General features: G+C 71.5%; 14 protein-coding genes. 12 read left to right on the top strand and 2 right to left on the bottom strand.

Features of this window, described 5'->3' with window-relative positions; all coding sequences use genetic code 11:
* Nucleotides 1–120: 120 nt before the first annotated feature.
* The 11 genes from paaA to IR155_RS00160 all read left to right on the top strand — a co-directional run bounded on the left by paaA (nt 121) and on the right by IR155_RS00160 (nt 10,204).
* Complete coding sequence (gene paaA, locus IR155_RS00210) at nt 121–1,095, top strand: 1,2-phenylacetyl-CoA epoxidase subunit PaaA (protein WP_135111984.1); 975 nt, start codon at nt 121–123, stop codon at nt 1,093–1,095.
* A 30-nt stretch (nt 1,096–1,125) separates the two neighbouring features.
* Nucleotides 1,126–1,431, top strand: coding sequence for a 1,2-phenylacetyl-CoA epoxidase subunit PaaB (paaB, locus tag IR155_RS00205; protein WP_135111982.1), 306 nt, complete (start codon nt 1,126–1,128; stop codon nt 1,429–1,431).
* The gene (gene paaC, locus IR155_RS00200; RefSeq protein WP_135111980.1) at nt 1,428–2,264 is read left to right on the top strand and encodes a 1,2-phenylacetyl-CoA epoxidase subunit PaaC; all 837 of its coding nucleotides are present in this window, start codon (nt 1,428–1,430) and stop codon (nt 2,262–2,264) included. Before paaB ends, paaC begins: the two co-directional genes overlap by 4 nt.
* A complete protein-coding gene (paaD, locus tag IR155_RS00195; protein WP_135111978.1) occupies nt 2,258–2,779 on the top strand; it encodes a 1,2-phenylacetyl-CoA epoxidase subunit PaaD in 522 nt (173 codons plus the stop codon). Before paaC ends, paaD begins: the two co-directional genes overlap by 7 nt.
* Complete coding sequence (gene paaE / locus IR155_RS00190) at nt 2,779–3,897, top strand: 1,2-phenylacetyl-CoA epoxidase subunit PaaE (protein WP_135111976.1); 1,119 nt, start codon at nt 2,779–2,781, stop codon at nt 3,895–3,897. Before paaD ends, paaE begins: the two co-directional genes overlap by 1 nt.
* Nucleotides 3,898–3,917: 20 nt before the next feature.
* Nucleotides 3,918–4,691, top strand: a complete 774-nt coding sequence (locus IR155_RS00185; protein ID WP_135111974.1) for an enoyl-CoA hydratase/isomerase family protein — start codon at nt 3,918–3,920, stop codon at nt 4,689–4,691.
* 41 nt (nt 4,692–4,732) lie between these two features.
* A complete protein-coding gene (locus IR155_RS00180; protein WP_135112282.1) occupies nt 4,733–5,098 on the top strand; it encodes a PaaI family thioesterase in 366 nt (121 codons plus the stop codon).
* 100 nt (nt 5,099–5,198) lie between these two features.
* Nucleotides 5,199–6,836 (top strand): ABC transporter substrate-binding protein, encoded by a 1,638-nt coding sequence (locus tag IR155_RS00175; protein ID WP_135111972.1) that lies wholly within the window; start codon nt 5,199–5,201, stop codon nt 6,834–6,836.
* Nucleotides 6,817–7,842: an ABC transporter permease gene (locus tag IR155_RS00170; protein WP_135111970.1), complete on the top strand. Its 1,026-nt coding sequence runs from the start codon at nt 6,817–6,819 to the stop codon at nt 7,840–7,842. The genes IR155_RS00175 and IR155_RS00170 overlap by 20 nt, the downstream gene beginning before the upstream one ends.
* Nucleotides 7,839–8,678: an ABC transporter permease gene (locus tag IR155_RS00165; RefSeq protein WP_135111968.1), complete on the top strand. Its 840-nt coding sequence runs from the start codon at nt 7,839–7,841 to the stop codon at nt 8,676–8,678. Before IR155_RS00170 ends, IR155_RS00165 begins: the two co-directional genes overlap by 4 nt.
* On the top strand, nt 8,675–10,204 hold the full coding sequence (locus IR155_RS00160) for an ATP-binding cassette domain-containing protein (protein ID WP_135111966.1): 1,530 nt from the start codon (nt 8,675–8,677) through the stop codon (nt 10,202–10,204). The genes IR155_RS00165 and IR155_RS00160 overlap by 4 nt, the downstream gene beginning before the upstream one ends.
* Here the strand turns inward: IR155_RS00160 and IR155_RS00155 are convergent.
* Nucleotides 10,188–10,688: a DUF2004 domain-containing protein gene (locus tag IR155_RS00155; protein WP_135111964.1), complete on the bottom strand. Its 501-nt coding sequence runs from the start codon at nt 10,686–10,688 to the stop codon at nt 10,188–10,190. The genes IR155_RS00160 and IR155_RS00155 overlap by 17 nt on opposite strands.
* Nucleotides 10,689–10,898: 210 nt before the next feature.
* Here IR155_RS00155 and IR155_RS00150 point away from each other — a divergent pair, with 210 nt between their 5' ends.
* The gene (locus tag IR155_RS00150) at nt 10,899–12,839 is read left to right on the top strand and encodes a potassium transporter Kup (RefSeq protein WP_135111962.1); all 1,941 of its coding nucleotides are present in this window, start codon (nt 10,899–10,901) and stop codon (nt 12,837–12,839) included.
* A 123-nt stretch (nt 12,840–12,962) separates the two neighbouring features.
* On the opposite strand, the gene ftsY is transcribed toward IR155_RS00150, so the two are convergent.
* Nucleotides 12,963–13,844 carry a signal recognition particle-docking protein FtsY gene (gene ftsY / locus IR155_RS00145; RefSeq protein WP_135111960.1) on the bottom strand — a complete coding sequence of 294 codons (882 nt, stop codon included), beginning with the start codon at nt 13,842–13,844 and terminating at the stop codon, nt 12,963–12,965.
* Nucleotides 13,845–13,853: the final 9 nt, after the last annotated feature.

Below are 13,853 nucleotides of genomic sequence, written 5' to 3'. Positions count from 1 at the left end.
CGCGCTCCCTTGCGTCGCGGATCGGGCTCCCATTGCGGGCCGATGTCAGCCGAGTATACTCACTGAATGTTCGGTCAGTAATTCCCTCGAGGGAATCCGGATCAGGCGAGGAGGCCACCGATGTCGACGACGACCACGGACGCGACGGCCGCAGACGAGCTCGACGCTCAGCAGCAGTTCGACGCGCTCATCGACGCGGATCAGCGGATCGAGCCTCGCGACTGGATGCCGGACGCCTACCGGCGCACGCTCATCCGCCAGATCTCGCAGCACGCGCACTCCGAGATCATCGGCATGCAGCCCGAGGCGAACTGGATCACGCGCGCCCCGAGCCTGAAGCGCAAGGCGATCCTGATGGCGAAGGTGCAGGATGAGGCCGGCCACGGGCTGTACCTGTACTCCGCCGCCCAGACCCTCGGCATCACGCGCGACGAGATGACCGAGCAGCTCATCGCGGGCCGCGCGCGGTACTCGTCGATCTTCAACTACCTCACCCCGACGTGGGCCGACATGGGCGCGATCGGCTGGCTGGTCGACGGCGCCGCGATCTGCAACCAGGTGCCGCTGTGCCGCGCGTCGTACGGGCCGTACGGCCGCGCGATGGTGCGCATCTGCAAGGAGGAGTCGTTCCACCAGCGGCAGGGCTTCGAGATCCTGCTCGAGCTGGCGCAGGGAACGCCCGCGCAGAAGCGGATGGCGCAGGACGCGGTGAACCGCTGGTACTGGCCGTCGATCATGATGTTCGGCCCACCCGACGACGACTCCCCCAACTCGGCGCAGTCGATGGCGTGGAAGATCAAGCGCTTCTCGAACGACGAGCTCCGCTCGCGCTTCGTGGGAATGCTCGTGCCGCAGTTCGAGGCGCTGGGCCTCGAGTGCCCCGACAAGGACCTGCGGTTCGACGAGGAGAGCGGGCGCTGGATCACCGGCCCGATCGACTGGGACGAGTTCCAGGCGGTGCTCGACGGCCGCGGCCCCATGAACAGCCAGCGCCTTCGCCACCGCCGCGAGGCCCACGAGAGCGGCGCCTGGGTGCGCGAGGCAGCGGCAGAGTACGCCCGCAAGCAGCAGGAGAAGGCGCGCTTCGCCGCCTGACCCGACCGATCCGAACCGCTGGAGACGAAGATGTCGACCCCCGGAGAATCCCCCGCCGAGACCTGGCCGCTGTGGGAGGTGTTCGTCCGCGCGAACCGCGGGCTGAGCCACGTGCACGTCGGTTCGCTTCACGCCCCCGACGAGCAGATGGCGCTGCGCAACGCGCGCGACCTCTACACGCGCCGCGGCGAGGGCGTGTCGATCTGGGTCGTGCCGGCCGCCGCCATCACCACCAGCGACCCGGATGCGAAGGGCGCGTTCTTCGAGTCGCCCGCGGGCAAGAACTACCGCCACGCCGTGTACTACACGCGCGCCGAGGGGGTGAAGCACCTGTGAGTGCCGACACCGCCCACGCCGCGGATCACCACGGAGACGTCGAGGTCGACGCGCTCGACCTCGCGGACGAGCTTCCCGGATCCGGCGGCGTCGCGACCCCGGACGTCGCCGAGTACGCGACGCGACTGGGCGACGACGCGCTCATCCTGTCGCAGCAGCTCGGCTGGTGGATCTCGCGCGCGCCGGAGCTCGAGGAGGATCTGGCGCTCGGCAACATCGCGCTCGATCTGCTGGGTCACGCCCGCGCGCTTCTCCGATACGCGGGAACGGCATCCGAGCGCTCGGAGGACGACCTCGCGTACTGGCGGGACGAGCCGGATTTCCGCTGCTGCTGGGTCGTGCAGCAGCCGAACGGCGACTTCGGCGACACGATCGCGCGGCAGCTGATCGTCTCGGCGTACCAGGTCGAGCTCTACGACGCGCTGACGGACAGCACGGACGCCGGCCTCCGCGCGATCGCCGAGAAGGCGGTGCGAGAGGTGAGCTACCACCGTGACCACGCCGTGCAGTGGACCCGGCGTCTCGCGGGCGGCACGGAGGAGTCTCGCCGGCGCATCACCCGCGCGCTCACGGATCTCTGGCCGTACGTCGAGGAGCTGTTCGTCGACGACGACCTGTCGGACCGGCTCGGCGACGCGGCGCCGCGGCCCTCCGCGCTGCGGGAGGGGTTCGACACCACGATCGACGCGGTCTTCGCCGAGGCGGAACTCGAGCGGCCGCAGGTGAAGCCCGCGATGGCGCAGGGCCGGCTCGGGCGGCACACCTCCCACCTCGGCTACATCCTCGCCGAGATGCAGTGGCTCGCCCGCCGGCACCCGGGGGCGACATGGTGACCGCGACCGCCGCTCGGCTGCGCCCGGCCGACCCCGCGTCGGCCGCCGCGTGGGACATCGCCGCGCGCGTTGCCGACCCCGAGGTGCCGGTGCTCACGATCGAGGATCTCGGCGTCCTGCGCGCCGTGCGCTCCGACGGGCGGCGGGCCGAGGTGATCCTCACTCCGACCTACTCGGGATGCCCCGCGATCGAGCAGATGCGCGACGACGTCATCCTGCAGCTCACGGCCGCGGGGTACGAGCAGGTCGATGTGTCGTTCACGCTCTCCCCCGCCTGGACGACCGACTGGATGAGCGACGAGGGAAAGGCGAAGCTCTCGCGCTACGGCATCGCGCCGCCGAACGGCGAGGCACCCGTCCGCCGCGGTCCCATCCCGGTCGCCCTCGGCGTCGCGTGCCCGCGCTGCCGGTCGCTGCGGACGCGCGAGGTGTCGCGGTACGGCTCGACCTCGTGCAAGGCGCTGTACGAGTGCCTCGCCTGCCAGGAGCCGTTCGACTTCTTCAAGGTGCACTGATGGCGGCCGTGAATCTGGGCGCGGCCGCGAAGAAGCGCGCGACGTTCCATCCGCTCCGGGTGCAGGACATCCGCCCCCTCACGCCCACCAGCGTCGAGGTGACCTTCGAGGTGCCCCCCGAGCTCGCCGACGAGTACCGCTACCTGCCCGGCCAGTACCTGGCGCTGCGCGCGCACATCGAGGGCGAGGAGGTGCGGCGGTCGTACTCGATCTGCCGGCCGCCGACGCCGGGGCGCATCTCCGTCGCGGTCAAGCGCGACGAGCACGGTCTGTTCTCCCCCTGGGTGCACACCACGCTGAAGCCCGGCGACGAGCTCGACGTGATGAGCCCGCAGGGAACCTTCACCTCCAACCTCGACGAGCTGGAGGGCCGGCACGTGGTCGGCATCGCGGCGGGGTCGGGCATCACGCCCGTCATCACGATGGCGCACCGCATCCTCGAGGGAAGCGCCACCGGGCGGTTCACGCTGCTGTACACGAACCGCTCGTCGCTCGACGTGATGTTCGTCGAGGAGCTGGCGGATCTGAAGGACCGCTTCCCCGACCGGCTCGCGCTTCACCACGTGCTCTCGCGCGAGCAGCGCACGGCGCCCCTGCTGTCGGGCCGCCTCGACGAGGCGAAGCTGCGCACGATCCTCGCGGCGCTCATCCCGCCGCACACCGTCGACGAGTGGGCCCTGTGCGGACCGTTCGAGCTCGTGCAGCTGTGCCGCGACCTGCTCGAGGAGCTCGGCGTCGACCCCGCGCACATCCGCTTCGAGCTGTTCACGACCGGCGAGCCGGCAGAGGCCGCGCCGCCCCGTGGGCGGCCCGTCCGGATCGAGGCCGGCGAGAAGACGTACCGCATCGACTTCACGCTCGACGGCACATCGGCATCGGTCGACAGCCCGGTCAGCGCGAACGAGTCGATCCTCAACGCCGCGCTGCGCGTGCGGCCGGATGTGCCGTTCGCGTGCGCGGGCGGCGTCTGCGGCACGTGCCGGGCGCGCGTGCTCGACGGCAGCGTGTCGATGCGCGAGAACTACGCCCTCGAGCCCGAGGAGCTCGAGCGCGGGTACGTGCTCACGTGCCAGTCCCACCCCACATCTGCCCGCGTCGTCGTCGACTACGACGTCTGACCCAACGAACGGAGCGCAGGATGATCGAGCTCACGATCACGGACGACGTCGCCGAAGTCGTGCTCAACGCTCCCGAGCGACTGAACGCGCTCGGGCCGGATGACCTGGAGGAGCTGGGCGACGCCTACGCGGAGGCGGAGCGCGCGGGGGTGCGCGCCCTCGTGCTGCGCGGCGAGGGTCGTGCGTTCTGCGCGGGACGGGACATCTCCGGCGTCGACCCGCGCGACGACGACGTGCTGCGGTACCTGCACGGACGGGTCGAGCCGGTGATGCGCAGGATCGCGGACTTCCCGGCGCCCACGTTCGCCGTCGCGCACGGCGCCTGTCTCGGGGTGGGACTCGGGCTGCTGATCGCCACCGACGTCGTGTACGTCGCCGAGTCGGCGAAGATCGGCAGCCCGTTCAAGAACCTCGGCGCGACGCTCGACTCGGGCGGGCACGCGCTGTTCTTCGAGCGGCTGGGCGCCCACCGCACGCTGGATCTGATCTACTCAGGGCGGCTCATGACCGGCGGTGAGGCGGTCTCGCTCGGGCTGTTCTCGCGCGCTCTGCCCGACGAGGACGTGCTCGAGGCGGCCCGGGCAGCGGCGCGGCAGGCCGCATCCGGCCCGACCGAGGCGTTCGTCGCCTCGAAGCGGCTCATCGCCTCGCTGCGCGACGACCGCGTCGGCTTCTGGCGGTCGATGTCCGACGAGAACCGCGCCCAGGCGGCCCTCTGCGACACCGCCGACTACCGCGAGGGGTTCGCCGCGTTCCAGCAGAAGCGCACGCCGAGCTTCACGGGCCGATCGTGAACCACGTCGCCCAGCAGGGCCCCGGCGAGCTCGCCGAGAAGATGGGAATCGAGTTCCTCGAGCTGACCGTCGATCGCGCCGTCGCGCGCATGCCGGTCCTCGGCAACCGCCAGTCGGTGGGCTTCGTGCACGGCGGCGCCTACGTGGTGCTCGGCGAGTCGCGGGGCTCGGTCGCCGCGAACCTCCACGCCGGCCCCGGCCGCCTCGCCGTCGGCGTGGACGTCAACGCGACGCACACGCGTTCCGCCACCACCGGTCATGTCACGGGCGTCTGCACTCCCCTGCACCTCGGCGCCTCCGTCGCGGTGCACGAGATCGTCATCACCGACGACGAGGGACGGCGGTGCTCGACCGTCCGCATCACCAACCACATCAAGGACATGCCCGCGCACGCGGCGACATCCTGATCGGCCCCGGGCCCGGAGCCGCAGCCCCTCGGCGGGCGTATTCTTGGACGCAGTCCGGTTAACGCCGGCGCCACAGCAGACTCCCCTCACAAAGGCTCCTATGCTTCGCCGCGCCCTTCCCGCCCTCGTCCTCGCCTCCTCGCTCGCGCTCATCGCGACCGCCTGCGCCCCCACCGCCGAACAGGCGGGGCCCAGCGCAGAGCCGCAGGACGGCGGCACGCTCGTCTACGCCACGGGCGACGCCGAGCCCACGTGCCTCGACCCGCACGTCGGCGGCAACTACCCCCAGGCGCTCATCAGCACGCAGTACCTCGAGCCGCTCGTCGGCCGCGACGCCGACGGATCCATCACGCCGTGGCTCGCCGAGGACTGGAAGGTGTCGCCCGACGGCCTCACCTGGGACTTCACGCTCAAGAGCGACGTCGAGTTCACCGACGGAACACCCCTCGACGCGACGGCCGTCAAGGTGAACATCGAGCACCTGCAGGACCCGGAGACCGCCTCGTCGACCGGCTACCTCGCGGTGTCGAAGGTCGCCGAGGTCGAGGTCGTGGACGACACCCACGCGCGCTTCCACCTCTCCGAGCCCGACTCGGCCCTGCTCGAGTCGCTCAGCATGCAGTGGACCGCGATCCAGTCGCCGGCCGGCATCGCGCGCGGCATGGAGGAGAACTGCGCCGCCCCCATCGGCACCGGGCCGTTCATCGTCGAGGAGTGGGTCCCGCAGCAGCAGATCACGCTCGTGCGCAACGACGACTACGCCACCCCCGGGCCGCAGACCGAGAACGACGGCCCCGCGCACATCGACGAGCTCGTGTGGCGCTTCATCCCCGACGCCGCGACCCGTCAGGCGGCGCTGGCCTCGGGCGAGGTCCACGTGATCGACAACCCGCAGCCCGACGCGATCGTCGCGGCCGAGCAGGGCGACGAGATCACGCACATCGACGCCCCGCGCCCCGGCTCGGTGAACCGCATCGAGCTCAACGCGGGCCAGGCGCCGTTCGACGACGAGCGCGTGCGCGAGGCGTTCATCCGGGCCGCCGACCCGAACCCCGGGATCGAGTCGCTCTACCTCGGCACCGTCACCCGCTCCTACTCGCCGCTCGGCAGCACCGAGCCCATGGGCGTCTCGGACGAGTCGCTCTTCGCGACCGATCCGGAGGAGGCCAACGCGCTGCTGGACGAGGCCGGCTGGACCGAGAAGGACGAGGACGGCATCCGGATGAAGGAGGGCAAGCGCCTGACCGTCCGCTTCCCGGTGAGCACGAACCAGTCGGTCGCCGCCGAGCAGTCGCTGTTCGAGCAGATCCAGGCGAACGTCTCCGAGGTCGGCTTCGACGTGCAGCTCTCGCCCGTCGACCTGTCCGCCTGGTACGAGGCGCTCGGCGCGAACGAGTACGAGGCCGTGAGCGCTCCGTACACGCGAGTGGGGGCCGAGGTGCTGCGCGTGCTGTACCACTCGGACGCGATCACCCCCGCGCCCTCAGGCTACTTCGCGAACCACGCGCAGCTGTCCGACCCCGAGCTCGACGCGCTGCTGGATCAGGCATCCGCCACGCAGGAGGAGGCCGCGCGCGCCGACCTGTACGCGCAGGCGCAGCAGCGCGTGCTCGAGAGCTTCACGGTCCTGCCGCTGTACGACCAGCAGAACCACTTCCTGACCCGCGGTGTGACCGGCGTCACGACGCTCGGCACCGTGGCCACGCCCACGTTCGTCGATGCCCGGATCGCCGGCTAGGAGGCGCCGGCTCGTCGCCGTCGCGCGCTGGCTGGCGGGCCGGGTCGGATCCGCGCTGCTGGTGGTCTGGATCGTCGCGACGGTCGTCTTCTTCGCCCTGCGCGCCTCGGGCGACCCGCTCGAGGCGATCCTCGGCGGGCCCGGTTCGCAGGCGGGCCCCGAGGCCGTGGCGCGGGCGCGGGAGACCTACGGGCTCGACCAGCCGCTCATCCTCCAGTACCTGACCCAGCTGTGGCGGGTGGCGACGTTCCAGCTCGGCGACTCGTACGCGCGCCGCCAGCCGGTCGCCGACCTCATCGCCGACCAGCTGCCCGGCACCCTGCTGCTCGCCGCCCTCGCGCTCCTTCTCGCGTGGGCGCTCGCGCTCGCGGGCTCGACGATCGCGGCGACCGCGCGCGGCAGGCTCGGACGCGCCGCCGTGGGCGTTCTGCGCGGCGTCGAGCTCGTGGCGACGGTCATGCCCCAGTTCTGGCTCGGGGCCGTGCTGATCCTCGTCTTCGCGGCGTCGCTGCGCATCCTTCCCGCCACGAGCGGCGGCGACGACCCGGCGGGGCTCATCCTGCCGGTGGTGACGCTGGCGATCCCGATCGCCGGGTTCCTCGCGCAGCTCTCGCGCGATGCGCTGCTCGAGGCCGACCGCGCGCCCTTCGCCACGACGGCCCGCTCGCGCGGCGCGAGCGAATCGCGGGTGCTGCTCCACCACACCCTCCGCCACGCGAGCCTGCCGGCGCTGTCCCTGTCGGGGTGGGCGTTCGGCCATCTGCTGAGCGGCGCGGTCGTCGTCGAGTCGCTGTTCGCCCGCCCGGGCCTCGGACGCCTGCTGCTGGACGCCGCCCTGAGCCGCGACGTGCCCGTCGTGATCGGCGCCGTGGTCGTCGTGGCGGTGATGTACGTGGTGGTCGTGACGGCCGTCGACGCGGTGGAGCTGATCGTGGATCCGCGTCTGCGCCGCCCCCGCGCGGCTCACGCCGCCGAGCGCACGCCCGAGCTGGCGGTGGGATCGTGACCGCCGCACGCGAGCCCCTCCGCCGGGCCCTCCGCACCCTCGGCCCCGGCGGCGTGATCGCCGGCGTCGGCCTGATCCTGATCCTGATCGCGGTGGTCAGCCCCGGCGTGATCGCGCCCCGCGATCCCCTCGCGATCGCGCCGTCCGAGGCCTTCTCGCCGCCCTCGTTCGCGCATCCGTTCGGCACGGACGAATCCGGGAGGGACCTGTTCACCCGGGTCGTGCACGGCGCGGCGGCCTCGGCCGGCATCGGCCTCGCCGCGACGGGCATCGGCATCGCCGCCGGCCTCGTCCTCGGCTTCGCCGGCGCGCTCGGCCCGCGGTGGCTCGACGCGGCGATCGCGCGCGTCGTCGAGGTGCTGTTCGCCCTCCCCACGCTCGTCCTGGCCCTGCTCCTGGTCGCGGTGATCGGCCCGGGCACCCAGGCCTCGATCCTCGCGATCGGCGTGGCGACGGCACCCGGCTACGCGCGCATCCTGCGCTCGCGTGTGCGGGGCGTGGCCCGCAGCGACTACGTCGGCTACGCGCGCCACGAGGGCGCGGGACCCGTGACGGTCTTCGTCCGCCACATCGCTCCGAACACCCTCTGGCCCCTCGTCGCCACCGCGACGCTCGGCGTCGGGCAGGCGATCGTCTGGGTGTCGGCGCTCAGCTTCCTGGGCCTCGGTGCGCTGCCGCCCTCGCCCGAGTGGGGCGCGATGCTGAACGCCGGGCGCGTGTACATCTCGACGGCGTGGTGGATGACCGTGCTGCCGGGTCTCGCCATCGTCGCGACCGCGACCGTGCTCACGGTGCTCGGGCGCCGCGCCTCGGGCGCCGGATCGGAGGCGACGTGAGCCTCCTGCGGATCCGGGATCTCCGCGTCGCCCTCGGCGGCGCCGAGGTGCTGCGCGGGATCGACCTCGACGTGGCGCCGGGCGAGGTGCTCGCCATCGTCGGCGAATCGGGGGCGGGGAAATCGGTCCTCGCCCGTACGATCCTCGGCCTCGTCCGCAGGGAACGCGCCCGCGTCACGGCCGACGCGTTCGAGATCGGCGACCGCGACATGCTGCGCGCGTCGGAGGCTTCCTGGCGCACCCTGCGCGGCGGCCAGGTGTCGCTCGTCCTGCAGGATGCCCTGCAATCGCTCGACCCGCTCCGCACGATCGGCGCCGAGGTCGGCGAGACGCTCGCGGTGCGCGGCATGCGACGCGCCGAGCGGCGAGGCAGGGTGCTGGATGCCCTCGACGCCGCCGGGCTCCCCCTCGGTGGCCCCGGGCGCCCGGAGGCCGCGGCCCGCCTGCGTCAGCGTCCCGGCGACCTCTCCGGGGGGATGCGACAGCGCAGTCTGATCGCCTCGGCGATCGTCGGCGGCGCGCCCCTCGTCATCGCCGACGAGCCCACCACGGCGCTGGATGCGACCACCGCGGTGCGCGTGCTCCACCTCCTCGGCCGCCTCCGGGACGAGGGCACGGGCCTCATCCTGATCAGCCACGACCTCACGGCCGTCGCCCGCATCGCCGACCGGATCGCGGTGCTCGCGGAGGGCCGCGTCGTCGAGCAGGGGCCGGCGGATCGGCTCCTCACCGCGCCCGAGCAGGAGGCGACGCGCGCTCTGCTCGCCGCGGCGCCGCGCGGGCCGAAGCAGGGGCACGCCACCGAGCCCGGCCCCGCGGTGCTCGACGGGCACGGCCTCGTCCGCCGCTACGCCGGGCCCGGCGGCGCGGTGCCGGCGGTCGACGAGGTCGACGTCACGGTGCGCGCCGGAGAGGTGCTCGGCGTGGTCGGCGAATCCGGATCGGGCAAGTCGACCCTCGCGCGGCTGCTCATCGGGCTCGAACGGCCCGATGCCGGCGCCGTCGAGCGCGCTGAGGACGTGCGCGTGCGGCTCGTGCCGCAGGATCCGCTGGGTGCATTCGATCCGCGCCACACGGTCGAGCGCATCCTGCGTCACGCGCGCCGCGACGACGCTCTGGCACCCGCCGAGCTGCTCGCCCGCGTCGGCCTCGACGCGTCGCTCCTGCGGCGGCGCCCCGCGTCGCTCTCCGGCGGCCAGCGCCAGCGCGTGGCGATCGCGCGCGCCCTCGCCGCCCGGCCCGATGTCCTCGTGTGCGACGAACCGGTGTCGGCCCTCGACGTGACGACCCAGGCGGGCATCCTCGACCTGCTGCTGGACCTGCAGCGCCGGGATGGCCTGACGATCGTGTTCATCTCGCACGACCTCGCCGTCGTGCGACGGGTCAGCGACCGCATCGTCGTGATGCGCCACGGCCGGATCGTCGAGCGGGGTGAGACCGAGGCCGTGTTCGCCGCCCCGGCTCACGCGTTCACGCGCGAGCTGATCGCCGCGGCGACGGCCTCGCGCGTCAGTCGGCGCTGGTGACCGACAGCACCGTGCCGTCCGAGCTGAGGTTGATAAGCAGCACGTCGTCGGCCGCGTCGGGGTCGAGGGCGTACTCGAGCACCGCGAACGGATCCTGCCCGCCGTGCTCGTCGGCGAGGATCGTCATGCTCATCAGCTGCAGCGAGCGGATGATGTCGACCGCCGGATCGCCGCTGATGTCGACGAGGAAGTCCTCGAGTTCGTCCCCCAGCGTGGTCTGCTGCATCAGGATGTACTCGGTCACCTCGCTGGCGCGGTTGTCCACCTCGGCGAGCATCGCCTCGCGCGCGCGCCGGTCGAGCTCCTCGAGGGCGGACACCATGGAGGCGGCCGCATCCAGGGCCGCCGGGGACACGTCGTTCTGGTCGGGTGCGGTCAGATCGACGGTCACGCTCTGGTCGCCGAGCTCGACGTTCTCCGACCAGAAGATGGAGCCGTCCGGGCCGGACTCCAGAAGGCCGAAGAAGTCGTGTTCGATCGCCATATCCCTATGAAACCAGCAGGGCGACTCCACCGGTAGGCCGCGCCGTTCACGCGGTGGCCGGGCGTGTCGCCCGCGGTCGCGATCACGGCGTGCGCGGGGCGTCGATGCGGCACCGCGGGCGTGAGGATTTCGTGAGGATGCGCGGCCGCGCCGTGTGGATTCCGTGCGATAGGCCCGCCACGGTGTGAGCGCGGCGTAGGTTCCTCATCCGTGACACAACTGCTCGAGCGCACCCCCACGACGACCCCGCAGACCGTGCGCGAGCGTGTCCGCTTCGCGCTGGTCCTCGGGGCGCTCGGCGTCGTGTTCGGCGACATCGGCACGAGCCCGATCTACACGCTGCAGACGATCTTCAACCCCGAGGATCCGCACCCGGTTCCCGTCGACCCCGAGAACGTCTACGGCGTCGTGTCCCTCATCTTCTGGTCGATGATGATCATCGTCACGCTCACGTACGTGTCGCTCGCGATGCGCATCGAAAACCACGGCGAGGGCGGCATCATGGCGCTCATCACGCTGATCCGGTCGTGGGCGATGAAGAGCAGGGTCCGCGTCATGGCGAGCCTCGCGGTGCTCGGCATCTTCGGCGCCTCCCTGTTCCTCGGCGACGGGATGATCACTCCCGCCATCTCGGTCATGTCCGCCGTCGAGGGCCTGAAGGTCGTCAACCCCGATCTCGAGGCCTTCGTCATCCCTATCGTGGTCGTGATCATCGTCGTGCTGTTCGCGGCGCAGAAGTTCGGCACCGCCGCGGTCGGCCGCCTGTTCGGGCCCGTCACGACCGTGTGGTTCGCCGCCATCGCGCTGTTCGGCATCGGCGGCATCCTGATGGAGCCCGGGATCCTCGTCGCGCTGTCGCCGACCTACGCGTTCGGCTTCCTCATCGGCCACTTCCACTACGCGTTCTTCGCGCTGGCGGCCATCGTGCTGTGCTTCACCGGCGCCGAGGCGCTGTACGCCGACATGGGCCACTTCGGGCGCAAGCCGATCACGGTCGGCTGGCTCTTCGTGGTGCTTCCCGCCGTCACGCTCAACTACATGGGCCAGGGCGCCCTCATCCTGCACGACAAGGATGCGCTCGCGTCGCCGTTCTTCCTGCTGATCCCGGATGCCCTGCGCGTGCCGATGATCATCCTCGCGACGGCCGCCACCGTGATCGCCTCGCAGGCGGTGATCAGCGGCGCGTTCTCGGTGGCGTCGCAGGCCGCCGAACTCGGCTACCTGCCGCGGCTGCGCATCCTGCACACGTCGACCGACACGTACGGCCAGATCTACGTGCCGTGGGTGAACTGGATCATCCTCGCCGCCGTGCTCGTGCTCGTCTTCACGTTCCAGAGCTCGACCGCGCTCGCCTACGCGTACGGGATGACGGCCATCGGCACGAACACGATCACGACGATCCTGTTCTTCTTCGTCGCGTTCCGCGCGTGGAGGGCGCCGCGCTGGCTGCTGTGGACGGGGCTCGCGCTCATCCTGTCGTTCGAGCTGCTGTTCGTCGCCGCGAACCTGACGAAGATCCTGCACGGCGCGTGGCTGCCGCTGGCGATCGCGCTGGCGTCGTTCGCTGTCATGGCCACGTGGCAGAAGGGCCGCCAGATCATCACGGGCAAGCGGACGAAGATGGAGGGCTCGCTGTCGGACTTCATGGCCGAGATCACCGCAGGTCCGGATCGGATCGCCACGGTGCCGGGAACGGCGATCTTCCTGAACCGCGGCAAGACGACGGTCCCGCTCGCGCTGCGCGACAACGTCCGGCACAACCATGTGCGCCACGAGAACATCGTGATCGTGTCCGTCGATATCGCGACGGTTCCGCGCGTGCCGTCCACTCAGCGCGTGGTCGTCGACGACCTCGGCGATCCGCGCGACGGCATCACGCACGTCACCGTGAACTTCGGCTACGCCGAGGTGACGGATGTGCCCCGCGCACTGGCGCTCGTGTCGCCGAAGGCCGCCTGCGGCCGGCTCGACCTCGACCAGGCGATCTACTACCTCTCGAAGATCGAGCTGCGCGCGGGCCGGAAGCCGCGCATGATGACGTGGCGCAAGAAGCTGTTCCTCGCCACGTCGCGGATCACCGTCGACGCGGCCGAGCACTTCAACCTGCCGCTGAACCGCACCGTGGTGCTGGGCGAGGTCGTCGAGATCTGACGCGGCAGGCCCTCATCCGGTTCCGAACTCCGGACCGATGGGGCCGATGTGGCCGGTGAGGCGCGACACGCGCACAAGCATCACGCGCGTCCGGTGTTCGGGACGCGCCGGTCGCCCGCCGGATCAGTCGACGGCGCCCTCGACAAGGGCCTGCACGAACACGTGCGGGGTGAAGCCCGTGAGGTCGCCGATCCCCTCGCCCTGACCGAGGAGCTTGACGGGGATCCCGGTCCGCTCCTGCACGGCGAGCACGAACCCACCCTTGGCGGAGCCGTCGAGCTTCGAGATGACGAGGCCCGTGACGCCCGCGTGCTGCAGGAATGCCTCGGCCTGCATCACGCCGTTCTGACCCGTGGTGGCATCGAGCACCAGCAGCACCTCGCTGATCGGCGCCTGCTTCTCGATCACGCGCCGGATCTTGGTGAGCTCGTCCATGAGGCCGCCCTTCGTGTGGAGGCGGCCGGCAGTGTCGACGAGCACGATCTCGGTGCCCGTGCGCTTGGCGAAATCGATCGTCTGGAAGGCGACGGATGCCGGATCCTGGCCCTCGCGATCCGGACGCACGATCGTCGCGCCCCCGCGCTCGGCCCACGTCGCGAGCTGGTCGACGGCCGCCGCGCGGAACGTGTCCGCCGCGCCGACGACGACCGTGCGGTCGTAGCGGCGCAGGAAGTGCGCGAACTTGCCGATCGTGGTGGTCTTGCCGACGCCGTTGACGCCGACGACGAGAACGACCGCGGGCCGCTCCGTGAGCTTCAGCGTGGTGTCGTACTTCGCGAAGCGCTCCTCGAGCGTCTCCTGCAGCATGCGGTTCAGGTCACGCGGGTCCGTCGTGCGGTAGCGCTCGACGTTCGCTCGCAGCTCATCGACGATGCGCTCGGTGATGTCCGGCCCGAAGTCGGCCTGGATGAGCGCGGTCTCCAGCGTCTCCCACGTGTCCTCGTCGATCGTCGGCCTGACGAACACACCGCGCAGCGCGCGACCCAGCGACCACTTCTCAGCCATGCCTCAAGC

The sequence above is a fragment of the Microbacterium paludicola genome (genome assembly GCF_015235415.1).
GTDB lineage: Bacteria > Actinomycetota > Actinomycetes > Actinomycetales > Microbacteriaceae > Microbacterium > Microbacterium paludicola.
Note: the sequence above shows the minus strand (reverse complement) of the source record. Positions and strands in the feature narration are given on the sequence as shown.

Excerpts from the sequence above, each read along its gene's own strand:
- paaD (WP_135111978.1), top strand. The coding sequence starts at position 2,258 with ATGGTGACCGCGACCGCCGCTCGGCTGCGCCCGGCCGACCCCGCGTCG.
- IR155_RS00185 (WP_135111974.1), top strand. The coding sequence starts at position 3,918 with ATGATCGAGCTCACGATCACGGACGACGTCGCCGAAGTCGTGCTCAAC.
- paaE (WP_135111976.1), top strand. The coding sequence starts at position 2,779 with ATGGCGGCCGTGAATCTGGGCGCGGCCGCGAAGAAGCGCGCGACGTTC.
- IR155_RS00175 (WP_135111972.1), top strand. The coding sequence starts at position 5,199 with ATGCTTCGCCGCGCCCTTCCCGCCCTCGTCCTCGCCTCCTCGCTCGCG.
- IR155_RS00180 (WP_135112282.1), top strand. The coding sequence starts at position 4,733 with ATGGGAATCGAGTTCCTCGAGCTGACCGTCGATCGCGCCGTCGCGCGC.
- ftsY (WP_135111960.1), bottom strand. The coding sequence starts at position 13,844 with ATGGCTGAGAAGTGGTCGCTGGGTCGCGCGCTGCGCGGTGTGTTCGTC.
- IR155_RS00155 (WP_135111964.1), bottom strand. The coding sequence starts at position 10,688 with ATGGCGATCGAACACGACTTCTTCGGCCTTCTGGAGTCCGGCCCGGAC.
- paaA (WP_135111984.1), top strand. The coding sequence starts at position 121 with ATGTCGACGACGACCACGGACGCGACGGCCGCAGACGAGCTCGACGCT.
- paaB (WP_135111982.1), top strand. The coding sequence starts at position 1,126 with ATGTCGACCCCCGGAGAATCCCCCGCCGAGACCTGGCCGCTGTGGGAG.
- IR155_RS00170 (WP_135111970.1), top strand. The coding sequence starts at position 6,817 with ATGCCCGGATCGCCGGCTAGGAGGCGCCGGCTCGTCGCCGTCGCGCGC.